Genomic DNA, 22,268 nt, shown 5'->3' with positions numbered 1-22,268 from the left:
GTTTATTTTCCAAAATGATAACGTAAACCTAATAAATAGGTTCGTGGTGCTGCAGGCGTATAACTAGCTTGATTACTGCTATATGAAGTGCTGTCAGCATAATGGACATCAGCTACATTCAGAATTTGCCCATAAATCTCATAAGCATTTTTACGATAATTTGCACGTAAATTTAGAATGGTATGCCCATCATATTTTTCAGTATTAGCATCATCGATCCAATATGAACCGACATAAACACCTTCAGCCGAAAGTAATAATGCTGGAATAGGTTTGATTTGATATTCAATTGTGCCAAAACTTTTTGGAGAGTTTGGCATTGTATTGCCGCTATAGTTGAGTATTGATGATGGCTGAAATTCTTTATATTTGTGTTTAGCGATACTTCCAGATAACTTTAAACGTTGATCATACTGTTCAGTAATATTCCAAGTTCCACCAATTTCGATACCTTGATGTAAGGTTTTGCCTGCATTTCGTGGTTCACGGGTATTATCAGGTTTTGTATAACTTAGAACTTCATCCTTACCTTGTAAACGATATAAGGTAATTTCTCCATCCAGTCGGTCATCTAAAACTTTGAAACGTAAACCCGCATCAATATTATTAAATGTAGCTTCTTTTAAGTTTGGTGTGACCAGATTTGCGCCATATAAACTACTAACCTCTGGTGGTACAAAACCTTGTGACCAATTGCTATACAGATCTAATTCAGGTGAGATATTCCATACAAAACCAAGTTGAGGGCTTGCCTTGTGAAAACTACGTTTTTCATCTGGCGCACCTGTCACTTTAGAAGGGGTAAGCTTGTTATCAAAGTCATAACCGATCCAATCATAGCGAGCTCCACCAACCAAATTTAGATTCGGCAAAGCTTGCCAATTTGCTTGTGTGTACAATGCTTGGTTATTGACATCAACTTTGAAATCACGTAACAACTGACGTTGTTTGAAACCCGTATAAACTAGCGTGTTTGGATCACGAAAGACTTGAATATCATTGGTTTGAGCTTGGTTCGGCGAATGATCTGCCATTGCCCCAATGATCAATTTCACCTGATCCAAATTAATGGAATGCTGTAAATTTAAGCCATAAGATTGAAAAGCGTTATAGGTGGTTTGCCCGCTATAAGTTCCTGTAGGCTTTTTATCTTTTACATCAGTGCGAATATTGTAGCTCGGATTTTGATCGGTTGTATTATCGCGATAATATACAGTCAATTGACTTTGTTGCTGATCATCCCACTGATGGTTAATCTGTGATGAAAGACGGGTTGAGTCTACTTCTCGATACGTAAATGTTTGATAACTATAACCTGGACGTGCGCTAAAATCATTTGCATTTAGGCTACCCGTCATATCGGTTTTTAAATGGTTGTAGCTGAAAATATTTTTGATTTGAGTGGCATCTGATATACGCCAATCATGTCTTAAGGTCACACTTTGCTTATTACTTTCAGCATGATCTTGCCAGCTATCACCACGATCACTGGCATAGGCAGACAGTCTTAAACCATGTTCACCATACTCAGTATCAAACGTATTGGATGCACCTAAATCTAAACGGCGATAACCTTCAGAGCTTGCACTCACACCTAAATCAGCAGTTGGAGTTAAACTCGGTGCTTTGGTGAGGAAATTAATCGTACCACCAATTGCATTACTTCCATACAAGCTACTTGCTGGGCCACGCAAAATTTCAATGCTATCAATTCCAGCTAAATTTACTTCATATAAAGCATTGTGGTTAAACACACCGACTGGACGGATTGAAATACCATCTTCTAAATATTGATAAACAGCAGAAGTTGTGATGGGTTGACGAATCGACATCATATGTTGTTCGTTGCCCAAGTCATTCATTAACACACCTGGGGTTTGATTAACTAACTGACCAATGAATGTGGCATGTTTATCATCTATATTTTGGCTACTAATTTTGCTAATCGCAGCAGGAGTATTATTTATAGATTCACCTTCACGACTTGCCGTGACTACGATTGTAGCTAGGGTTTTTGTTTCATTTTCAGAAGCTGTTTCAGCCAGAGTGATTGAGCTGTAGGTAATCGATAGACATGCTGTCGTTAATACTGACAAACGAAATTGAGTATTCATATTTAACTCTATAAAAGCAATAAACGAGGCGGTACCACAGTGAGACACTGGATACGGAATGTTAAAAAAGCATTTTTATAGAGCGAGCGGTGGTGCTTGTTTAATTGGAAAGATATAGAAGATACGTGGAATTTGCAGATCTTCTGACCACGTATAACATAGGCATCGTACACGACTAAACCAAGCCAGTACAAAGATTAAAATTAATGCAATTAAAGGAATAATTGCAACAGCATCTAAACCATGTGTACATAAAGGACAATGCTTCATGATTTGACTAGCAAGGGCAAAAACCTCTTTGGCATAGTCATTCAGTTGATCATGCGCAGTCGGTTGTAAATGCTGTTGATGATGCATTTCATGCATAGCGTGATGGTGACTTGAATGAGATTCAGACAACATCAAACTATTTTTAATATCTGTGACTTGGCAATGTGTAGGCATTGCATAGAGTGCAGGTACGACGCCAGTATGTACCATCGTTGGTAAGAAGATATGCCAGAGTAAACAAAGCAAAGTAATCGCACCGAATGAGGCACGCCACTTTAGCAAGTGTTGACGAAAACTGGACTTCATATCAGCGATACGTCGTAGGGGAAATGTGGCAGCAGTATAATTAAAAAAATGTTACAGTTCAAAACAAATCCAATATTTAAGGACACAAATATATGGCAGATTACCGTATAAATTTTCCAGATTTTTTTCGATGATCAAGAATGGAGAATAGAATCTACAGGGTAGATAATTTTATTATTCACCTATAAAAATGAAAATTATGAATTAAGTTTCTATGACCCTGTTCGTTTGATGCAAACACTAAATGATGATTTAAATTCGAGCCAATATTTTTACAAGAAAATTTAATTGTAATCCCAAACGTAAATAGGGCAAATATTGAAAAAGTAGTTTTAGATCTAGTGAGTCATGAAACTTTAATGGAAAATTTAAAAATAAAAACAGGCTCATGAGAGCCTGCTTTACATCTACTTAAAGATTAACGATTTGGTAAAACATCTTTAAGTGCTTCATGCATTTCTAACAATGCTTTTTCTGTTGTATCCCAATCGATACAACCATCAGTCACAGATTGACCATATACTAGATCACATAGGTTTTCAGGAATATCCTGACGACCACCTTTAAGGTGACTCTCAACCATGATTCCCACGATTGACTTATTCCCATCCAGAATTTGCTCTGTGATGTTTTTGAGAACCAATGGTTGTAAGTATGGGTCTTTGTTTGAGTTGGCATGACTGGTATCAATCATAATCTTGTTGCTGACTTTGGCTTTTGCCAAAGCTGTTTCTGCTTCCGCAACAGAAGAAGCATCGTAGTTTGGCTTGCCATTACCACCACGTAATACCACATGAGCATAAGGATTGCCTTTGGTATTGATAATTGCCACCTGACCATTTTCATTTAAGCCGAGGAAGCTATGACCGTGCTTAACCGATTGCATAGCATTGGTCGCAACAGTTAAACCACCATCTGTACCGTTTTTAAACCCAACAGGAGATGATAAGCCTGAAGACATTTCACGGTGTGTTTGGCTTTCTGTAGTACGTGCGCCAATCGCAGACCAAGAAATTAAATCTTGATAATATTGTGGTGAGTTTGGATCAAGTGCTTCAGTCGCACATGGCAAACCTTTTTCATTTAATTCAAGCAAAAGACCACGACCAATATGTAAACCTTTTTCAATATTGAAAGAGTCATTCATATCTGGATCGTTGATTAGACCTTTCCAACCGACTGTCGTACGTGGTTTTTCAAAATATACACGCATCACAAGGTATAAAGTATCTTTTACTTTTTCACTTAATTCTTTTAAGCGATCAGCATATTCATTTGCAGCTTTAACATCATGGATTGAACAAGGTCCAATCACCACAAACAAACGTTTGTCATTGCCGTCTAAAATATTACGTACAGTTGCACGTCCTTGTAACACAGTTTGAGATGCAGCTTCAGATAAAGGAAGATCAGCTTTCAGTTCCGCAGGGGTAATTAAGGTTTGAATGCTTTTAATATTAACGTCGTCGATATCTGGCTGAGAAACTGGATTTGACTGTAGAGTATTCATTGCTGTCACAAATTCAATCGAAAGAAGAGGTTATTTTGTCTACGAATATAGCATGAAAAGCCGATTGATTAACTATCGATTCGCAAAAATTGCGGAAAACAACCGGCTTTTTTAGAATTAAACCATACTAGATGAAAGGCTTGTTTGTTGAACAACAGCAACTTTATGGGTTTCAACTGGTTTAGGTTTTGCCTTAACTGGATTAACCATAAAGTTAACACCAAGGGCAAATAATGTAATACCTAAGATTCTACGAATAAGTCTTTCTGGCATACGCGAACTAATCAAAGTTCCGACAATGATTGCAGGAATAGAACCAACAAGTAACCACATTAATAAATGAAAATCGACATTACCTGAAGACATATGACTCAAACCAGCAACAGCGGTTAATAAGACAGCATGTACGACATCTGAACCAATAATACGGATCATCGGTAAGTTAGGAAACATAATTACGAGTGCCATAATCCCGAAAGCACCAGCGCCTACAGAAGAAAGGGTAACGAAAATACCTAAAACCATGCCCATGATGACGATATATAAGCGTTTATGCTGGAGAGCATGCTGCTCACTTTCCATATTTGCTTGTTCACGATTACGGAAACGATCAAAGAACTTTTCAACTTGGCTACGAAATACAATAGAGATACCTGTCAAGGTCAACATAAAGCCTAAGACCATGGTCAGTACAGCTTTATAATGCGTTGATTGACTTAAATAATGTTCTAAAACCCAAGAGGTGGCAAAAGATGCAGGAATACTTCCAAGTGCAAGCCAAAGTACAATTGGCCATACAATATTTAGTTTTTTAGCATGTACCATTGAACCGCAAAATTTAGAAATAGAGGCATATAGCAGGTCTGTACCGATTGCAATATGAGGTTCAATTTTGAATAAACTAATCAAAATGGGGGTCATTAATGAGCCACCACCAACACCAGTGATTCCTACACAGAAACCAACCAAAACCCCAGCTAGAATAAATTCAACAGGACCAAACATAATCAATATGCCTAAATATGCAAAAACCAGCATATCTTATGCTTTTTTTAGATAACTCGTTGTGATGAATAGTGATTTACTTATGCAAAAAAAAGCTAAAGAATGTCGATGGCGGTATAAAAACTGACTGAATTACACAGCCATGTTTGATTAATTTGCACTTATGAGTTCGTCGAGTAAATCTTAGTTTGATCAAAGTGACGTAAAATAATTAATTGAAAAGTAGAGTGATTTAAACATTCTCTATTTTGCTAAAATTTTATTTTTGTTAGGTTTTAATTCATTAACCCATAACACAAGTAGAAATGTAATCGGTGTCGCAAATAGCCACCAACTTACAAATCCTATAGCGTTTCCATATTCAAGACAGAGTAGGCTTCCTGCAATTAAAAAGCAGAGGTAAGCAAAAAATTTGAAGAGAGTTTTATAGCGAATGAGATATACTTGCTTCGTTTTGCTGATTTGCTTAGAACTACATTTATATAAGAAGGTCATTCCAATCAGTATCAAAATTAGACTCAAAAAAATCATGCCTTCACCTTATTTTTCGCTAATTTTGTTTTAATTTTTTGTATGGACTTTTCCTGAATAGGTTGAATATATCTAAAAATAAAAATAGCGAATACGGCGCAAATGAGCAGGAATAAATCAACACGCAGAAATAACCAATAACTTGAAAGGTCTGAAATTAATCGATGATTGATGAGATATACAAAGTTATATATTGGTAAAACAACTGCAATCAAACCGAAGAAGAAAACTTGCCATTTCCATAAATATTGTTTAGGCGTGAGTAGGGCTACAATCAAGCTCAGCATCCACACACTAAAAAAAGTATAGATTTCATAATTTGGGGTGGTTTCAGTAATATGTATCAATCTATTTGAAAAAAGATAACCTAGCATGGCGATTGGTAAGCCAATAAACGTCGCAATATTCAAACGATCCACTAAATAAAAACCAAGATGAAACTTCTCAGATTTATTTTGGATTTGGCGCTTCAGACTCCATAGTAGTAGTCCTGACGCAATCATCAAACAACCTAGTATTCCTGAACAGAAGAAAGCAAATCGTAGTAGTGGTTGCGCAAATGTAGCCATATGTAGACCATAAACACCTGCATTTAAGGTGGCTACTGCACTATTATTTCTCGTGTTACCTAAAATTTCTCCAGTACCATCTAAGGTAATTTGTGTCTGATTTAAGGTAATAGAATGATCTTCCAATTGTTTAAAAGTGATTTTTGCTTGATTGGTATTTGGATTTTTAACCTCAATCGTTGCTAATTCTTCATTTTCCCATTGCTGTGGTAATTTATCTAATAATACAGTGATTGGCTGCATATCTGTTTGGGTTGGGGGAGAATCGATATTGGTTGTTTGAGAGATCGTTCTGATCTCCGTGAAATATTGAAATGGCTTTTCAGGATAGAATTGTTTCATACCCCACGGTAAATATAAGTAAAAGAAAATAGCTAAACCAGTAAAAGTAATTGTCAAGAAAAAGGGAAGAGCAAGTACAGAGCAAACATTATGAAAATCGAGCCAAGAGCGTTGTGATTTGAAAGTTCTCAATGTAAAGAAATCCGTAAAGATTTTTTTATGGGTAATAATGCCCGAAACCAATGCAATCAACATAATAAAAGCTGCGATACAAACGATTAGGCGTCCAATAAGCACAGGTAATCCGTACAGTTGAAAGTGGAAATTATAAAAAAAGTCACCGCCTTGTGTTGCAGAAAGTTTAAGTTCTTGACCAGTATTTGCATCCAAGTCTCGGCTTTCATAACCACCTATGCTTTTTTCCCAATAAATTTTATTGACAGGTTCTTCTTTGTTCGCAACTTTGATATACCAAGATTTCGCATCAGCTGCATTTTTTTCTAAATATTCTGTTGCTGTTTGAATAGCCGTTACTTGATTAATTTGATACTGCGATAGTTGTGGCTGCATCCATAAATTAATCTGATGACGATAATAGGCACTCGTTCCCATCAAAAAAATGGCAAATAAAAGCCATCCAAAAATTAAACCTGTCCATGCATGTAGCCATGCCATAGATTGGCGTACACTTTTGTTTTGCATTATTAACTTAAACCTACAGATAAGCCGAATAAAGTACCTGCCAAAATTAAGCTAATCCAAGTGAGTTTTAACAAAGAATTCGTGCAGAAACTAACAATGATGAATAGTAAATAAAAAATTATAGAAATAAAGGCAGCCAAATAAATGGCTTCAGCTCTAGTGAATGAATGAAGAAATAATGCAGTCAGACATAAGCTCAAATACATCATGCAGACGTAACCAACAACAAAGCTCAAGGTAAAGCGGTAAAAAATACTTAGGCGATAGATGAGCGTAAGTGGTGTTGATTTTGCCATAAATGATTTTTAGCTAGCCAATAGGAGAATAAATATCAAATGAAAATGATTATTGTTAATATTAATAAATTGAAAATAAACTCGCAATCATTTAACTATCGTTAATCAAGATAATTTTTAAAGTAATGAATGGAATTTTAGATTAAACATTATATTCACCAATCTTGAACAATTTGGATAGCTTATTATGATTCGATGTAAAATCATTTTGTTAGAATCATTCAAATATTTCAGTGGGGCATTGGTCTTGTTAAAGCAAAAACTAAAAATTGGTATCGTGGTGGGAGAAGTTTCTGGAGATACTCTAGGAGTGAAACTCATGCGCAGTTTTCGCGAACAAGGAATTGATGCTGAATTTGAAGGTATTGGTGGTCCACAAATGATTGCTGAGGGTTTCCATAGTTATTATCCAATGGAAATTTTATCAGTAATGGGCATTGTGGAGGTTTTGAAAGATATAAAGAAGTTATTTGCTGTACGTGATGGTCTAGTTGAACGTTGGACTGAACATCCAGTGGATATTTTTATTGGAATTGATGCACCTGATTTCAATTTACGTCTTTCTAAAACAATAAAAGAAAAGAATTTACCAATTAAAACAGTTCAATACGTAAGTCCATCTGTTTGGGCATGGCGTCAAGGGCGGGTACATGGTATTAAACGTAGTATAGATTTAGTGTTGTGTTTATTCCCATTTGAAAAAACATTTTATGAAAATTACGATGTTCCAGCAGCTTTTGTTGGGCATCCACTAGCCAAACAATTACCTTTAAAAAATCCAATTGTAGAAGCAAAACATCAGCTTGGCTTATCTGCACATGAAATGCACGTTGCTTTATTACCAGGAAGTCGAAGAGGTGAAATTGACAGACTATTGCCTTTGTTAATTGGGGCTGCGGAAATACTACATAAGAAATATCCTGAACTAGAGTTTCTGATTCCAGCAATTAATGATGCTCGAAAACAACAAATTGAACATGGTATTCAAAATTTAGATGTCACTTTAAAATCAAAAATTTATATTTTAGAAAATACCGATGCTGAATCTAAAATAGGTCGTATGGTCATGAATGCGAGTGATATTGTCGCACTAGCATCGGGAACTGCGACGCTTGAAGCAATGTTATTACATCGCCCAATGGTGACTTTTTATAAGTTACATTGGTTAACTTATATGATTGCTAAGTTTCTCGTTAAGATTCCATACTACTCTTTACCTAATATCATTGCAGGTAAAAAAGTCATCCAAGAATTAATTCAAGCTGATGCAACACCAGAACACCTTGCTTCTGAAATTGAAAAATTAATGGATAATGAAACAGCACATATTCAGATGATGCAACATTTAAGTATGCACAAACAATTAATCTCAGGAGATACTGAAAATCCTGTTGATGCAATTCTGAATTGTTTAAAAACAAATTAAGTTAAAAAAGGTGGCATTTCAAATGCCACCTTATCATTTACGCTCTTAGAATCATTTCATAGCCTGTGTATTTACGAATATTGATGACACCAATATCGAGTAATAAATATTGCCCCTTAATACCATGTAAAACACCACGAATTTTTGGTGTTTTATCCAAATTTAAGGACTTAATTTTTTCTGGATATTGTTCAACTGGATAAATAAATTCTTTAGGCAATTCATGTTCTAAAAATTCAAGTTCTTCATTGAATTCTAAGTTTTGGCTAAACTCATCTCGAATCGTTTGAATTTTTGGTGCAAATTCTTCCAAAATCTGGTCACGTTGCTCAATTAAATTCAATGGTTCAGCTTCACCTTTAAGGAGCTTACGCCAATCCGTCTTATCGGCAATTTGTGTACCAAATAAAGTTTCTAAATGACCAGATAAGCGGCGTGAACCAACTTTTAAAATGGGTAAAGCTTGGGTTGCACCTTGATCTAACCATCGAGTCGGCATATTAACGATACGAGTAATTCCAATTTTTAGTGCACTTGAATTGGCTAGATACACAATATGGGGTTGGAAACAAACCTTGTGTGCAAATTCATCTTCACGACAAGTTCCAAGATGATAATGGCAAGTCTCAGGTTTCATAATACAAAGATCACATTCAGCTTTGGTCTTGAAGCACTTGAAACAGTGACCTTGGGAATATGATTTTGGAGTCTTTGCACCACACGAAGTACAAAAAATATTTCCAGTCCATTCAATTTCTAATTCTTGACCTAATACGAAGGGTAGATCGGTTTCTGAACGATCTAATATAAATTTATATTCAACATTTGCCTTGCTGGTTGGTTGATCAGTTACACTATGCGTTTTGAGCGCTGCGTGCATTTTGTGACAAATGCCTTGTAGTTCCATCAATAAACTCTCATCTTTCTCAATCAAGGGTCGCAGTTATGGCTGAACGAAATGTCATCACTTCTATGCTAGACGATTTATCTAAAGAACAGCCCATTCATACTGCACTTTGTATCGGTCAGCAAATTGATCAAAATGCTGAAATTCAATGGCATCATTTTAACGTAACTGACTTTTTAAATCTGCCATTTACACAACGTTATGATTTAGGTTTTGTATTATTTGATACAGAGCAAATGCAAAACATCACTGAAACACATAAAGCACAGCTTTTAGTGAAGTTACGCGATTTAATGGCAAAAAGGATTGTAGTTGTTAGTAAACGAAATGATGAAAAGCTATTACGTTCACTAGGTTTTACTCAACTTATTGATAAAACTACTCATGATAGTGATTTTGCTTTATGGCAATTTAATATTTTAACTTACAAACATGTTCCTGATTGGTTTAACTCTAAATTTTGGGCAAATCCAGAAAATTGGAATAAATTTCGTTGGTGATTTCTTAGACTTTACTGCGGCTCTGAATAAGCCGCAGTTATAAAATAATAATAAACTGATGAAATGTTCTTGCAAATTTTAACACTTTAACTTTGTTTTCATGTTGAAAAGCAGCGTATGCTTTTCGAATAAATAATTCTAACTGGAATATAAAAATCATGACAGATTTGACAAATATCGTAGAGATTTTAGCGAAACAGGCCTTAGGCGGTCAGCAACAATCTGGGCAAAATAGTGGTGGTTTAGGTGGAATTTTAGGCTCTGTTTTAGGGCAACTTAGTGGTCAACAACAAAATAATCAAAATCAGCCGCAAAGTGGTTTAGGTGGAATCCTAGGTTCAGTCCTGGGTCAGTTAGGTGGTACGAATAACAATACATCTCAGACAAATAGTAATACTAGTGGTAACACAGCACAAACATTACTTATAGCCGTATTGCCGTTGGTTCTTGCTTGGATTCAAAAACAGGGGGGCTTACAAGGTGCATTAGATAAACTAAAAAGTACAGGTTTATCCAATCAGGTACAGAGCTGGGTCGATCCTCAACAAGCAAATGCTCAAGATGTTCCAACCCAAAATATTCAAAGCTTATTTGATGATCAAGATATAGAGCAGGTTGCTCAACAAGCACAAGCGCCAAAGCAAGAAATTTACAGTGCGATTGCGTCTGTATTACCTCAAGTGATTGATTCTTTGACTCCGCAAGGAAGTAATACCAATCCCCAAGAAGCAAATCAAGATATTCAACAAGTATTGAATTTGGTGAGTGGTTTTTTAAAAAGATAAGTATATAAAAATAAAAGGGCGAAACGCCCTTTTATTTAACATTTGAAATAAACTTCTGATTAGAAGTTATATTCCATACCTAAACCAATAACAGTTTTCTTGTTGTTGTCTTTCTGCCAGTCAATTTTTTGTTGAGCAACAACACCGTAGAAACGAGCTTGTTTATTCATCTGGTAATCTGCACCTAAACCATAAAGATCTTGTTTACGATCATCACGACCATCAGCTTCTGTTTTAGCAGAAATATATTCTGCTTTTAACTTCACTGGTGTAGAAGGAATGATATATGCAGCAGTTACACCGAAAGCGTTTTCTTTTAAGCCTTTGTATCCTACAAGTGTATCATCTGTAGGTTTCGCAGTTTGCCATAAACCACCGAATACTAAACCTTCAGCACCTACTTGAGATAAATCAAGTGAGCCAGTTACACGTACTGCATCTGTATATACACCAGATAAGCCATAAGCATTATACTTTGATGCAACTGCAAAGTTACCTGCAACAGCTGCATTTAAACCAATATCTTTATTTTCGTAAGTTAGAGACGTTGAAACACCATCACCAAATCCATTACGACTACCTTTTTGACCACTTGCAGAGTTATCTAGAGGTATTGTTTGACCGTTTTTATCCTTAGTAGTTTCATTCTGTTCACCTTGTTGGAACATAATGTTAAATGCTAAACCAGCCAATAATTTTTTATCAGTTTCAAAACCAATAACATTGTTAAGACGATCTTCACCTGCTAATACAGCTGTCATATCAAGATCATTGTGGTCATTGAAAATATCTTGGTTATTACCAGCAGCTGTTTTAAAGTAAGAATCAAATTTACCAATTTTTAATGTTCCAACACCATCAGATTTAAGACCAATAAAACGATTACGTTGTGTTAATTCCTTACCATCTTTATCTTCACTGTCAGCATTTAATTGCCATTCTGCTAAGTAAACAGCTGAAAGGGTATTCGTTAACTTTTCTTCGCCTTTCACACCAAGACGAGAAGCATTTGAGTTAATTTTTGTTACGCTTTCATCTTTAAAGCCATTCTGGTCGATTTGATCTAAAGTCACATTGAGCTTACCATACAATGTAGGTGCTGCTTGCGCTGCATTCATGGCTAAAGTTGCTACAGTAGCAGCAAGAAGCAATTTTTTCATTGAGATTTCTCCAGAACACTTTTTGTAAATGGCTGATGCCTTAGTTACTGTTATAAGCTTGCTTGTGTACATAAAGTTACACAGCTCACTGACTTGTATGCAGTATCTGCAAACTTTGTGACAGATAAGTGAAAGAAAAATGACAGTTTGATGACGATTCATATTTAGTAATAATTATATTTGTTATTGATTTTTATATATTTAATAAATAAAAATGGGGCGAAAAGCCCCATCGTATGGATAATTTTTTACTTACAGCACTGCTTTAATCTTTTCAGCAAAGGCTTTAATCTTTTCTTGATCACCCATTTGTGCTGCATGACGACCAAGTTCATGAACTGAGCTAGGAATCAAATGGAAGTGCACATGTGGAACTGTTTGCCCAGCAGCAACTCCTGAAAGTTGCATTAGTACGATCCCTTTAGCATCTAAAGCGGTTTCAATTGCTTTAGCTATCTTTTGAACAATTTGAATCGTATAGGCTGCTGCATCAGCAGGTAAATCCATCAAAGTAACAGCAGGTGTTTTAGGAATAACTAAAGCATGACCATCTGCTTGAGGCATAATATCCATAAAAGCGAGGACCTGATCATCTTCATAGATTTTGATTGCAGGTAGTTCGCCTCTTAAGATTCTTGCAAAAATATTTTGGTCATCGTACGCCATGATTACTCCTTTAATATAATGAGATGAGAAGTTTTGCTCTTCAGACAAAAATAGAAAATAAACTGCTAAGACTTAAAAATAAGGCTTTTATTTGCAATTTAATTCTTTTTGACGCTCTTTAATTTCATCTAAGCGTTGTTGCTCTCTGTCAGAAAATTTAGGCTTTGTTGTATGGCAGTTTTCATTACCATATTTAGCCTTGGCATCTGCATCTTTAAAACAAAATCCTTTAGATGCATAGATGAGATTATAGTCATCTTGCAACTTTTTACATTCTTGTTCTGGTGTAGCTGCTTGAAGGTTAAAACCTGTAAGGCTTACCAATCCAACAAAAACTGCAACCGTAAACTTATTCATGAGGTATTCCTCTAGTTAAAAGGCATGAACTCAAATAAATTAAGAAAATATGTCTATTTTCACGATTTGACTTAAGTTCAACTACTAATATACGGTTTATGAATGAAATTTCAATGAAACTGTATTATTGGAGTGTAATTTTTATCACCTTGAGCTTTTTAATTTAGTATAATTTTTGTCCAATCTTCATACATTTTGACAGCAGAAGAAAAGTCGCTATTGGGTTCTGCAGTAAGGTTTGCTGCTTGAATCAAACTCTGGGTTAAGGCGAGGATAGGCGCTGGAAGCTTTGCATCATGTACTAAGTCTAAGGCAATCCCTGTATCTTTTGCCAATAAGGGCAAGGCAAAGGTGCATGGAAATTCACGACTCAACACACGTTGAGGGAAGATATTTTCCGTCACGAGACTTTTGCCACTAGAAGCATTAATACAATTCAAAGCTGCATCTAGGTTTACACCATGCGCTTTGAGTGTACTAAATCCCTCTGCAACCGACCATAAATTGACAGCTAGCAACATATTGTTGATGGCTTTTACTGCAAAGCCTGCACCTGAATTGCCGACATGCTGAATCAATTTTCCAACGGCTGCCATTGCAGGATAGGCACGCTCAAACGCATTCACATCACCACCGACCATTACGGTTAAAGTCGCATTTTCTGCGCCAATGGTTTGCCCACTGACAGGCGCATCAAGAAAATCAATATTTTGTATTTTTAACTTTTCTGCCAAACGGCGGGCCGCATCAGGAACGCCACTGGTGCAGTCAATCCAGATTGCACCTGATTTAATCTCAACACCATCAATCAAAGCTTCAACATCTGCACTGGTTGGCAGACATGAAAAGATAACATCTGCCTGAACCGCTTCAGCAAGTTCAACCGCCAAAGTGCCAAATTCTGTTGCATGTTGCTTAGCTTTATCAAAGTTACGATTCCAAACGTAAACTTTTTCGAAATACTTGGGTAAATGCGCAGCCATGCGATAGCCCATAGCACCTAAACCGATGAATGCAACAGATTGAGTCATAGTTTACCTTTTTATTGGAGTTGAACGTTCTGATAACCAAGTTGTCAGTGTTGGCCAGAACTCAATTGAACTGTTTTGACTAGACATTAAACCTAAGTGTCCGCCAGGTATCAGAGTAAACGTGACATCTTGACTATTTGTCAACTGTGTTAAAGGAAAAGCTGCCTCAGAAGTAACAAGTTGATCACTTTTACCTGCACCAACTAACAATGAACATTCAATGTTTTTAAGCTCAATGGTTTTATTCTTTAATGTGATTGCACCATTTTTTAATGGATTTTGCATCCAAACATTAAACAACATGTCTTGGTTGATCCCCCCAGGGTAATCAATCATATTATTTAAGAAATGGCTGAGTGTGGCGTCTTCTTGTACCAGTTTGAGGTTATCAAGATTTTTGAGCAATTGAATATTGCCATCAATCCAACCCTTAGGATCTAACAATTTAAAACCTAATGAGTTTAAAAAACCAGGTGAATGAATCATCAACTTAGGTAAACGGTTATAGATATAATCTTTGATGGTTCGGTTACGCGTCGTAATATATGCCAGTGTTTTATATAATTTTCCGATATAACCCGATGCATAACTATCAATCGGGCTACCTAAAACAATTAAATTTTTAACCGCATTTGGCTTGTGTCGAGCAGTGTAAAGTGTGACAAAAATTCCAGCCATACTCCAACCATGCAAAGAGATTTTTTCAGATTTAGAATGCTTTTGAATCGCCTCAATACAACGTGGAATAAATTTATCGATAAATGATAAAAAATTCACTTGGTAGTTTTTGTAAGTCAACTTACCCCAGTCAATTAGATAAACATCAAAACCACTTTCTTGAAAATGTTTAATCAAAGAGCGGTATGGATATAGATCATAAATATCCATGTTGATGGCAAGAGGAGCTGTAAATACCAATGGCTCTTTGTAACGTTTGTTCTCAGAAGCATAAAAACGAACACGAGTTTGTTTAAATTCAGCAATCACTTGATAAGCTGTCGATTGTGACAATACAAGCCTATCTGCATCGAAGACACGCATAGCCAGATGTTTAAAATTTATTTTTTGCTGTTCTACAAGTGATTTCATCTTTGAAAGTCTCATCATGAGTCAAGATTGCACGAAGTCTAAGCGATAATTTCATCTTATGCCTTGACCTTAAATACGTTAGGCGCTCAAAATGTTGGCATATTTAAACACCTGATCATAAGGCATACAAAACGATGAATCCAAGCGATGATTTAGAATACCAACTTGAAACACTGGCTATTCGCACAGGGCATGATCGTACCTTTGAAGGGGAACATAGTGAACCTATCTTTTTAACATCTTCTTTTGTTTGCGAAAGTGCCGCAGATGCTGCTGCAAAATTTTCTGGGCAAATCGCAGGAAATACATACTCACGGTATACCAATCCAACAGTGCAAGCCTTTGAAAAACGTTTAGCAATATTAGATGGCGCAGAGCGTGCAGTTGCGACCAGTTCTGGTATGGCTGCTGTACATGCGATGTGTATGGCATATTTAAAAGCTGGCGATCATGTGATTTGTTCTCGCGCAGTATTTGGTTCAATCATTGCTTTATTTGAAAAATATGTTGCTAAATTTGCTGTAGAAGTGACTTTTGTCGATTTGGATGATCTTGAAGGCTGGAAACAAGCGATTCGTCCAAATACACGTATTCTCTTTATTGAAACACCCTCGAATCCTTTGGCACAGGTTGGTGATATGCAAGCAATTGCAGATATTGCCCATGCCAATGGCGCATTATTTGCTGTAGATAACTGTTTTTGTACACCAGTATTGCAACAACCGATTAAGTTTGGTGCTGATTTAGTACTTTATTCAGCAACAAAATATATTGATGGTCAGGGGCGTGCATTAGGTGGTGCTGTAGTCGGTAAGAACGATTTGGTTGAAGAAATTAATGGCGTTGTGCGTACCCTTGGTAATTCAATGAGTCCATTTAATGCATGGATTTTCTTAAAAGGTTTAGAAACGCTGAGTATTCGTATGAAAGCGCATTGTGAAAATGCACAAATACTTGCGGAGTGGTTACACCAACATGAAAAGGTTGAAAAAGTGTATTACGCAGGTTTGCCTGACCATCCTGGACATGAGCTTGCTAAAAAACAGCAGAAGGGTTTTGGCGGTGTTGTATCTTTTGTCGTAAGAGGCGAACGTGAAGGTGCGTGGACGGTTATTGATAATACGCGCTTCTTATCGATTACCAGTAATTTAGGCGATGTTAAGTCAACAATTACCCATCCAGCAACCACCTCACATGGTAGAATGTCGCCTGAAGCCAAACAGGCTGCAGGAATTGAAGAAGGCTTAATTCGTGTTTCTGTTGGCTTAGAAGATATTAATGATATTATTCGCGACTTATCACGCGGTTTAGATTTAATTTAACGAGAGAAACTTATGAACATTAATATGCTCATGCAGCAAGCTCAGCGCATGCAAAAAGATATGGAATCGAATCTTAAAAAAGCCAAAGAAGAGCTTGCTAATACTGAAGTTCATGCTGAAGCTGGCGGCGGTTTGGTTAAAGTAACTATGACTTGCCGTAATGTCGTTAAGCGTATCGAAATTAGCCCAGACTTATTACAAGATGAAGCTGATATGATTGAAGATCTGATTGCTGCTGCGATGAATGATGCAGCACGTCAAGCCGAAGCTATTTCTGAAGAAAAACTTCAAGGTGCCAATTCAGGTATGGGCTTACCACCAGGTTTATCTGGTTTATTCTAAGCCAAAAGTCTCTAAGTCTTTTGGTGAGGCTTAGAGAACCTTTTTTATAAATAATAGAGTTGATCTGTGTTTAGTGAACGATTTGAACAGCTAGTTCAAGCATTGCGTATTTTACCAAGCGTTGGTCCAAAATCTGCACAACGGATGGCATTACATTTGTTGATGAAAAATCGTGAAGGTGCTTTTGCATTATCTTATGCATTACACGAGGCTTCGAGCCATATTCACGAATGCCATATTTGTCATTCATTAACTGAAAATGAAATTTGTGATATTTGTGCGTCTGTAGAAAGAGATGAGCAATTGCTTTGTGTGGTTGAATCTCCAGCCGATGTCATGGCAATCGAACAAAGTGGAAGCTTTAGAGGAAAATATCATGTACTTGGTGGTCATTTGTCTCCATTGGATGGAATAGGTCCTGAAGAAATTGGTATTCCATATTTGATTCAACGATTAAGCCAAGGACAGATTGAAGAAGTAATTTTAGCAACTAATGCCACCGTGGAAGGTCAAGCGACAGCACATTACTTAGTTGAGGCAACGAAACATTTGCCAATTCACATGACTAGAATCGCACAAGGCGTGCCACAAGGTGGCGAATTAGAATATGTCGATAGTCATACGTTAAGTCAAGCGGTACATAATCGTATGAAGATGAAATAATTTTATATTTATTGTAAATTCATGCTATTAATTTAAACAAATAATTCACTTTTACATTTTGTCTAACATTATTTTAGGTATATTTGCTTTAATTTATGGCAGTATAATCAAACGAAAAGGATTTTCGTTTTTGATGAATAGAATAGGAGTAATTTCATGTTTTTCATGTGGAATAGTGATTAAATTCTTCTTTGTAGATTTAGTTTCGTTTCAGCAAAAACTGTATTTTTACAGTTGTATTGCTAGTGTTTTTTATTATTTTACTTGAGCAAATATGTTTCAGTTCATTCAACAGCAAAAAGACCTTGCTGTTCTCCTCAGTCAAATGGAACAATGTTCTACCTACGCACTTGATACTGAGTTTATTAAGGTTGATACCTTATATCCAAAACTTGGGGTATGCCAGATTAATTGTAATGGTCAAATTGCTTTACTAGATGGAGTAGCACTTGATTTAGAGCAGTTTTGGCAGAAGGTTTTTACTGCACAGCAGAATATCTTTCATGCTTGTGGCGAAGATATTGATTTAATTTATCATTATGCAGATCAAAAACCATTAAAAAATGTATTTGATACGCAGATCGCAATGGCATTTCTTGGTCATGGGCTTCAGGTAAGCTATCAAAATGCATTAAAAACCTGCCTAAATATTGATATTGATAAGGATCAAACTCGCTCAGATTGGTTGGCACGCCCTTTAAGCCAAGAGCAAATTAATTATGCCGCAAATGATGTATTATATTTGACAAAGCTCGCTGATACATTAAAACATGATTTACAGCGTAAAGGGCTTTATCAATATGTTTTGGAAGATTGTCAGAATTTAACGAAAGAAATTGCGATAGAAACTCCATTGACAGAGCTATATACCGATATTGGTAATTATCGCCATTCACGTCGTGAGTTAATGCAATTACAGCAGCTCAGTATTTGGCGTGAGCAAATTACCAAAGCCATGAATCAACCACGTAGTTTTGTTCTCAAAAATACAACAATGCTAGATTTAGTGGAAAAAAATCCACGTAATAATTTCCAACTTGCCCAAGTTAAAGATATTCGTCCAAACATTGTACGTGAACATGGCAAAACCATATTGGATTTATTAAAGTTTTTACCACCTGAAGATGAATGGCCATTAAGAATGGCAAGACCAGTGAAGAATAATTCTAAAGAAGTTTCGCCTCAAATTGATGCTTTAATCGATCGAGTCGTGTTTGAAACTGGCATTCCTAAAGAAGTCTTACTACGTAAGAAATGGTTGAATGCAATTTATGAATATGTTGTATTCCATTTAGAAGAGCAAGAATTGCCGAGTTATTTGTTAGGCTGGCGCTACGATATCTTGACCAAGCCATTGGTGTCATTACTGAGACAAGATATTGAATATTTGGCGGCGCAAATGAAGTTAGCTAGGTAAAATAGTTCAGCTGTGAAAGACGACTGTTGCGTTAACATTCGTTAATGTACCTAGTTTTTTTTTCATGTATGCTGTTTAAAGCCTATTGGAATAAAAATGACCAATAGTCTCTAAGATTGATAAGAGTTGTGAGTAAACATGCACTGCGATATTTATAGATCAAGCAAAAAAGACGAAATGTATATGTATATTGCTCGTCCAAATTATTCTGCAGATCAGGCATCAGAAAATCCATTTGAGTCTGTTCCTGAGAGTGTCTTACAAGCTTTTGGAAAAGCTACTTTTGTAATGCATTTGGAACTTCATGGTGAGCGGAAACTTGCACGTGTAAACGTATTGCATGTCTTAGACTCATTACAGACCAAAGGCTTTTTTATTCAAATGCCGCCAGAAGGACTTATTAATCCAAATGCGGTAGCGCCAGAGGGGTTGCGTGGTGCTTGAAACGATAACTGCAATTTGGTCTCACATTCTTTCGCTACTGGAACAATTTCCTGAAGAGAATGTTGCGATTATTGTGTATGTTACAGGTGCAATGATTGCATTATGGTGTTGGTATCGTTTGATGTCACGTATGCCTAATCCAATAGGCGGAATTCTTTGGATTATCGTTTTTGCAATCCTTGCCACACCAACAATTTCTGAAGGTCCCAATTCAGAATTAGCACCTGCTATTTTTGGTTTGATTTTTGGCGTACTCACAAAAGAGCATGTTTTAATCTGGTCAAATTTATCTTTGATTCTATTTGTCATTGGTACAGGATTATTGATCGGCTTCTGCTGGTCAAAATACAGTGCAAATAAACTTGCACGTTCGGTTTAGATATTCACATAAAGTTAAAGAAAAATAAGGTTTTCAAATGTCTGCTGATACACAACACTTCACTGGTACAGATCAATATATTGCAACTGACAGCCTGAAACTTGCGGTAAAAGCCGCGCGTGCTTTACAAAAACCATTATTGGTGAAAGGTGAGCCAGGTACAGGTAAAACATTACTTGCAGAACAAGTTGCAGAAAGTTTAGGTCTAAAACTAATTACTTGGCATATCAAATCAACAACCAAAGCTCAGCAAGGTTTGTATGAATATGACGCAGTTTCTCGCTTGCGTGATAGCCAGTTAGGTGATGACCGAGTCTATGACATTAAAAACTATATTAAACCGGGTAAATTGTGGGAAGCATTTACGAGTGAAGAACGTTGTGTATTGTTAATTGATGAAATTGACAAAGCAGATATCGAGTTCCCGAATGACTTATTGCATGAACTCGACAAAATGTCGTTTTATGTTTACGAGACTGGTGAAACCATTACCGCAACACAACGCCCAATTGTGATTATTACTTCGAATAATGAAAAAGAATTACCAGATGCATTCTTGCGTCGCTGCTTCTTTCATTATATTGAATTTCCTGATGAAGCAACGATGCGTGAAATTATTGCAGTGCATTTTCCAAATATTTCGAATACTTTGGTCGGTGAAGCATTGCAAATATTCTTTAAGTTACGTGAAGTCACGAATTTAAAAAAACCACCATCAACGTCAGAGTTAATTGACTGGTTAAGCTTGCTTATGGCAGATGATATGCCTGAAGACGTATTGCGTAATCATGATAAATCTAAAGCAATTCCACCATTGTATGGTGCGCTGATTAAAAATGAACAAGATGTACAATTACTTGAACGTTTAGCTTTTATGTCACGCCGCTAAGAGTGTAATCACATGTTTGTGCGATTGTTTTACACCTTACGTAAATATGGTGTACCTGTTACAACTCGTGAGTTGATTGATCTCAACCAAGCGGTTGCATCAGGTCTGGTATTTGCAGATCAGGAAGAATTCTATCAGTTGGCTAAAACAGTTTTAGTCAAAGATGAACGTTTCTTTGATAAATTCGATCGTGCCATGAAAGATTATTTTGATGGCATTGAAACTTTTGATTTAGATGAACTACTTAAACAAGTTCACAAGTTACCTAAAGACTGGTTTGACCTAGAACTCTTAGAAAAACATCTGACACCAGAGCAACGTGCTGAACTACAAAAAGCAGGTTCTTTAGAAGAACTGATGAAAATGTTGGAAGAACGTTTACGTGAACAGCATAAAAAACATCAGGGTGGCAATCGTATGATTGGCACTGGCGGAACTTCACCTTTTGGTGCTTTTGGCGATCATCCAGAAGGTGTCCGAATAGGTGGGCCAGGGCGTAAACGTTCAGCGGTAAAAGTATGGGAGCAGCGTAAATACCAAAATCTTGATGATGATCAAGTTTTGGGAACACGTCAGATGCAAATTGCATTACGCCGATTACGTAAGTTTGCGCGTCAAGGCGCGGCTGAAGAGCTTGATGTTGATGGGACTATTCGTGAAACCGCTAAGCAGGGTATTTTGGATGTGCAATTGGTTCCTGAACGGCGTAATCGTATTAAAGTGCTGATGCTGTTTGATGTTGGTGGTTCAATGGATGCCTATATCGCTGAGTGTGAAAAATTATTTAGTGCGGCGAAGTCTGAGTTCAAAACCTTAGAATATTTCTATTTCCATAATTGTCTCTATGATTATGTTTGGAAAGACAACCATCGCCGTAGTTCAACTCGTATGAATACATGGGATTTATTCCATACTTACGGTCGCGACTATCGTGTAATTGTTGTTGGCGATGCCAGTATGGCACCATACGAACTCAAGTCGGCAGGTGGTTCAGTTGAATACATGAATGATGAGTCGGGCGAGGTATGGCTTAGACGTTTACGTCAGCATTTTGACAAAACCGCTTGGTTAAACCCTGAAATGGAAGGTTACTGGCATTACACCCAGACCATTAACTGGATCAAAGAAATTTTTGAAAATCATATGTACCCAATGACACTAAAAGGCATTGAAGATATGACGCGTTATTTGTCACGTTAAAAATTCATATGAATACTTTATAATGACCGCTTCTGTATAGAGGCGGTTTTTTTTCTGTTAAATAGATGCTAATCCCGTTAGAATAAAGCGTTTTTGCAATTAGCAC

General features: G+C 36.6%; 24 protein-coding genes. 11 read left to right on the top strand and 13 right to left on the bottom strand.

Features of this window, described 5'->3' with window-relative positions; genetic code table 11:
* Positions 1-2: 2 nt before the first annotated feature.
* The 7 genes from NO346_RS14055 to NO346_RS14025 all read right to left on the bottom strand — a co-directional run bounded on the left by NO346_RS14055 (position 3) and on the right by NO346_RS14025 (position 7,585).
* Positions 3-2,114, bottom strand: coding sequence for a TonB-dependent receptor (locus tag NO346_RS14055; protein ID WP_256415545.1), 2,112 nt, complete (start codon positions 2,112-2,114; stop codon positions 3-5).
* A 75-nt stretch (positions 2,115-2,189) separates the two neighbouring features.
* Entirely contained in the window at positions 2,190-2,690 is a 501-nt protein-coding gene (locus NO346_RS14050; protein WP_256415544.1) for a hypothetical protein, read from the bottom strand.
* A gap of 418 nt (positions 2,691-3,108) precedes the next feature.
* Positions 3,109-4,200, bottom strand: a complete 1,092-nt coding sequence (locus tag NO346_RS14045; RefSeq protein ID WP_256415543.1) for a 3-deoxy-7-phosphoheptulonate synthase — start codon at positions 4,198-4,200, stop codon at positions 3,109-3,111.
* 117 nt (positions 4,201-4,317) lie between these two features.
* A complete protein-coding gene (locus tag NO346_RS14040; RefSeq protein ID WP_256415551.1) occupies positions 4,318-5,205 on the bottom strand; it encodes a sulfite exporter TauE/SafE family protein in 888 nt (295 codons plus the stop codon).
* A 243-nt stretch (positions 5,206-5,448) separates the two neighbouring features.
* A complete protein-coding gene (locus tag NO346_RS14035; protein ID WP_256415542.1) occupies positions 5,449-5,736 on the bottom strand; it encodes a DUF1634 domain-containing protein in 288 nt (95 codons plus the stop codon).
* On the bottom strand, positions 5,733-7,289 hold the full coding sequence (locus NO346_RS14030; RefSeq protein WP_256415541.1) for a PepSY domain-containing protein: 1,557 nt from the start codon (positions 7,287-7,289) through the stop codon (positions 5,733-5,735). The genes NO346_RS14035 and NO346_RS14030 overlap by 4 nt, the downstream gene beginning before the upstream one ends.
* Before the next feature lie 2 nt (positions 7,290-7,291).
* Positions 7,292-7,585: a hypothetical protein gene (locus NO346_RS14025; protein ID WP_256415540.1), complete on the bottom strand. Its 294-nt coding sequence runs from the start codon at positions 7,583-7,585 to the stop codon at positions 7,292-7,294.
* 247 nt (positions 7,586-7,832) lie between these two features.
* Between NO346_RS14025 and lpxB the strand changes: the two genes are divergently transcribed.
* Entirely contained in the window at positions 7,833-9,011 is a 1,179-nt protein-coding gene (lpxB, locus tag NO346_RS14020) for a lipid-A-disaccharide synthase (RefSeq protein ID WP_171062411.1), read from the top strand.
* A gap of 37 nt (positions 9,012-9,048) precedes the next feature.
* On the opposite strand, the gene NO346_RS14015 is transcribed toward lpxB, so the two are convergent.
* Positions 9,049-9,918, bottom strand: a complete 870-nt coding sequence (locus tag NO346_RS14015) for a DUF2797 domain-containing protein (RefSeq protein WP_087537094.1) — start codon at positions 9,916-9,918, stop codon at positions 9,049-9,051.
* A gap of 38 nt (positions 9,919-9,956) precedes the next feature.
* Here NO346_RS14015 and NO346_RS14010 point away from each other — a divergent pair, with 38 nt between their 5' ends.
* Together NO346_RS14010 and NO346_RS14005 are read left to right on the top strand one after the other, a co-directional pair.
* A complete protein-coding gene (locus tag NO346_RS14010) occupies positions 9,957-10,418 on the top strand; it encodes a DUF6231 family protein (RefSeq protein ID WP_256415539.1) in 462 nt (153 codons plus the stop codon).
* A gap of 158 nt (positions 10,419-10,576) precedes the next feature.
* Positions 10,577-11,203, top strand: a complete 627-nt coding sequence (locus NO346_RS14005; RefSeq protein WP_256415538.1) for a YidB family protein — start codon at positions 10,577-10,579, stop codon at positions 11,201-11,203.
* Positions 11,204-11,262: 59 nt separating this feature from the next.
* On the opposite strand, the gene NO346_RS14000 is transcribed toward NO346_RS14005, so the two are convergent.
* From NO346_RS14000 to NO346_RS13980, 5 genes are all read right to left on the bottom strand, one after another.
* Entirely contained in the window at positions 11,263-12,363 is a 1,101-nt protein-coding gene (locus tag NO346_RS14000; protein WP_256415537.1) for a porin, read from the bottom strand.
* A gap of 252 nt (positions 12,364-12,615) precedes the next feature.
* Positions 12,616-13,029, bottom strand: coding sequence for an HIT family protein (locus NO346_RS13995; protein ID WP_087537097.1), 414 nt, complete (start codon positions 13,027-13,029; stop codon positions 12,616-12,618).
* Positions 13,030-13,116: 87 nt separating this feature from the next.
* A complete protein-coding gene (locus NO346_RS13990) occupies positions 13,117-13,386 on the bottom strand; it encodes a YARHG domain-containing protein (RefSeq protein ID WP_249570702.1) in 270 nt (89 codons plus the stop codon).
* Positions 13,387-13,544: 158 nt separating this feature from the next.
* The gene (locus NO346_RS13985) at positions 13,545-14,417 is read right to left on the bottom strand and encodes an NAD(P)-dependent oxidoreductase (RefSeq protein WP_256415536.1); all 873 of its coding nucleotides are present in this window, start codon (positions 14,415-14,417) and stop codon (positions 13,545-13,547) included.
* A gap of 3 nt (positions 14,418-14,420) precedes the next feature.
* On the bottom strand, positions 14,421-15,506 hold the full coding sequence (locus NO346_RS13980; protein WP_256415535.1) for an alpha/beta fold hydrolase: 1,086 nt from the start codon (positions 15,504-15,506) through the stop codon (positions 14,421-14,423).
* A 134-nt stretch (positions 15,507-15,640) separates the two neighbouring features.
* Between NO346_RS13980 and NO346_RS13975 the strand changes: the two genes are divergently transcribed.
* The 8 genes from NO346_RS13975 (at position 15,641) to NO346_RS13940 (ending at position 22,162) form a co-directional block, all read left to right on the top strand.
* Entirely contained in the window at positions 15,641-16,828 is a 1,188-nt protein-coding gene (locus tag NO346_RS13975; protein WP_256415534.1) for an O-succinylhomoserine sulfhydrylase, read from the top strand.
* A gap of 12 nt (positions 16,829-16,840) precedes the next feature.
* Entirely contained in the window at positions 16,841-17,170 is a 330-nt protein-coding gene (locus NO346_RS13970; RefSeq protein WP_004662103.1) for a YbaB/EbfC family nucleoid-associated protein, read from the top strand.
* A 66-nt stretch (positions 17,171-17,236) separates the two neighbouring features.
* Positions 17,237-17,833 (top strand): recombination mediator RecR, encoded by a 597-nt coding sequence (gene recR, locus NO346_RS13965; RefSeq protein ID WP_005160191.1) that lies wholly within the window; start codon positions 17,237-17,239, stop codon positions 17,831-17,833.
* 274 nt (positions 17,834-18,107) lie between these two features.
* Positions 18,108-19,250 (top strand): HRDC domain-containing protein, encoded by a 1,143-nt coding sequence (locus tag NO346_RS13960; RefSeq protein ID WP_256415533.1) that lies wholly within the window; start codon positions 18,108-18,110, stop codon positions 19,248-19,250.
* Between the two features lie 138 nt (positions 19,251-19,388).
* Positions 19,389-19,694 carry a YcgL domain-containing protein gene (locus NO346_RS13955; RefSeq protein ID WP_256415532.1) on the top strand — a complete coding sequence of 102 codons (306 nt, stop codon included), beginning with the start codon at positions 19,389-19,391 and terminating at the stop codon, positions 19,692-19,694.
* On the top strand, positions 19,687-20,073 hold the full coding sequence (locus tag NO346_RS13950; RefSeq protein ID WP_256415531.1) for a hypothetical protein: 387 nt from the start codon (positions 19,687-19,689) through the stop codon (positions 20,071-20,073). The genes NO346_RS13955 and NO346_RS13950 overlap by 8 nt, the downstream gene beginning before the upstream one ends.
* A gap of 37 nt (positions 20,074-20,110) precedes the next feature.
* Positions 20,111-20,962: a MoxR family ATPase gene (locus NO346_RS13945; protein ID WP_005160188.1), complete on the top strand. Its 852-nt coding sequence runs from the start codon at positions 20,111-20,113 to the stop codon at positions 20,960-20,962.
* 12 nt (positions 20,963-20,974) lie between these two features.
* Positions 20,975-22,162 carry a VWA domain-containing protein gene (locus tag NO346_RS13940; RefSeq protein ID WP_005160186.1) on the top strand — a complete coding sequence of 396 codons (1,188 nt, stop codon included), beginning with the start codon at positions 20,975-20,977 and terminating at the stop codon, positions 22,160-22,162.
* The last annotated feature ends 106 nt before the right edge of the window (positions 22,163-22,268 follow it).

The organism is Acinetobacter sp. 5862, assembly GCF_024494585.1.
Classification (GTDB): Bacteria; Pseudomonadota; Gammaproteobacteria; order Pseudomonadales; family Moraxellaceae; genus Acinetobacter.
This window is presented reverse-complemented; position numbering and strand designations above follow the sequence as displayed.

What these genes read in the sequence shown, in the direction of transcription:
- NO346_RS14055 (WP_256415545.1), bottom strand. Translation starts at nt 2,114, where the DNA reads ATGAATACTCAATTTCGTTTGTCAGTATTAACGACAGCATGTCTATCG.
- NO346_RS14050 (WP_256415544.1), bottom strand. Translation starts at nt 2,690, where the DNA reads ATGAAGTCCAGTTTTCGTCAACACTTGCTAAAGTGGCGTGCCTCATTC.
- NO346_RS14045 (WP_256415543.1), bottom strand. Translation starts at nt 4,200, where the DNA reads ATGAATACTCTACAGTCAAATCCAGTTTCTCAGCCAGATATCGACGAC.
- NO346_RS14040 (WP_256415551.1), bottom strand. Translation starts at nt 5,205, where the DNA reads ATGTTTGGTCCTGTTGAATTTATTCTAGCTGGGGTTTTGGTTGGTTTC.
- NO346_RS14035 (WP_256415542.1), bottom strand. Translation starts at nt 5,736, where the DNA reads ATGATTTTTTTGAGTCTAATTTTGATACTGATTGGAATGACCTTCTTA.
- NO346_RS14030 (WP_256415541.1), bottom strand. Translation starts at nt 7,289, where the DNA reads ATGCAAAACAAAAGTGTACGCCAATCTATGGCATGGCTACATGCATGG.
- NO346_RS14025 (WP_256415540.1), bottom strand. Translation starts at nt 7,585, where the DNA reads ATGGCAAAATCAACACCACTTACGCTCATCTATCGCCTAAGTATTTTT.
- NO346_RS14015 (WP_087537094.1), bottom strand. Translation starts at nt 9,918, where the DNA reads ATGGAACTACAAGGCATTTGTCACAAAATGCACGCAGCGCTCAAAACG.
- NO346_RS14010 (WP_256415539.1), top strand. Translation starts at nt 9,957, where the DNA reads ATGGCTGAACGAAATGTCATCACTTCTATGCTAGACGATTTATCTAAA.
- NO346_RS14005 (WP_256415538.1), top strand. Translation starts at nt 10,577, where the DNA reads ATGACAGATTTGACAAATATCGTAGAGATTTTAGCGAAACAGGCCTTA.
- NO346_RS14000 (WP_256415537.1), bottom strand. Translation starts at nt 12,363, where the DNA reads ATGAAAAAATTGCTTCTTGCTGCTACTGTAGCAACTTTAGCCATGAAT.
- NO346_RS13995 (WP_087537097.1), bottom strand. Translation starts at nt 13,029, where the DNA reads ATGGCGTACGATGACCAAAATATTTTTGCAAGAATCTTAAGAGGCGAA.
- NO346_RS13990 (WP_249570702.1), bottom strand. Translation starts at nt 13,386, where the DNA reads ATGAATAAGTTTACGGTTGCAGTTTTTGTTGGATTGGTAAGCCTTACA.
- NO346_RS13985 (WP_256415536.1), bottom strand. Translation starts at nt 14,417, where the DNA reads ATGACTCAATCTGTTGCATTCATCGGTTTAGGTGCTATGGGCTATCGC.
- NO346_RS13980 (WP_256415535.1), bottom strand. Translation starts at nt 15,506, where the DNA reads ATGAAATCACTTGTAGAACAGCAAAAAATAAATTTTAAACATCTGGCT.
- NO346_RS13975 (WP_256415534.1), top strand. Translation starts at nt 15,641, where the DNA reads ATGAATCCAAGCGATGATTTAGAATACCAACTTGAAACACTGGCTATT.
- NO346_RS13970 (WP_004662103.1), top strand. Translation starts at nt 16,841, where the DNA reads ATGAACATTAATATGCTCATGCAGCAAGCTCAGCGCATGCAAAAAGAT.
- NO346_RS13960 (WP_256415533.1), top strand. Translation starts at nt 18,108, where the DNA reads ATGTTTCAGTTCATTCAACAGCAAAAAGACCTTGCTGTTCTCCTCAGT.
- NO346_RS13955 (WP_256415532.1), top strand. Translation starts at nt 19,389, where the DNA reads ATGCACTGCGATATTTATAGATCAAGCAAAAAAGACGAAATGTATATG.
- NO346_RS13945 (WP_005160188.1), top strand. Translation starts at nt 20,111, where the DNA reads ATGTCTGCTGATACACAACACTTCACTGGTACAGATCAATATATTGCA.
- NO346_RS13940 (WP_005160186.1), top strand. Translation starts at nt 20,975, where the DNA reads ATGTTTGTGCGATTGTTTTACACCTTACGTAAATATGGTGTACCTGTT.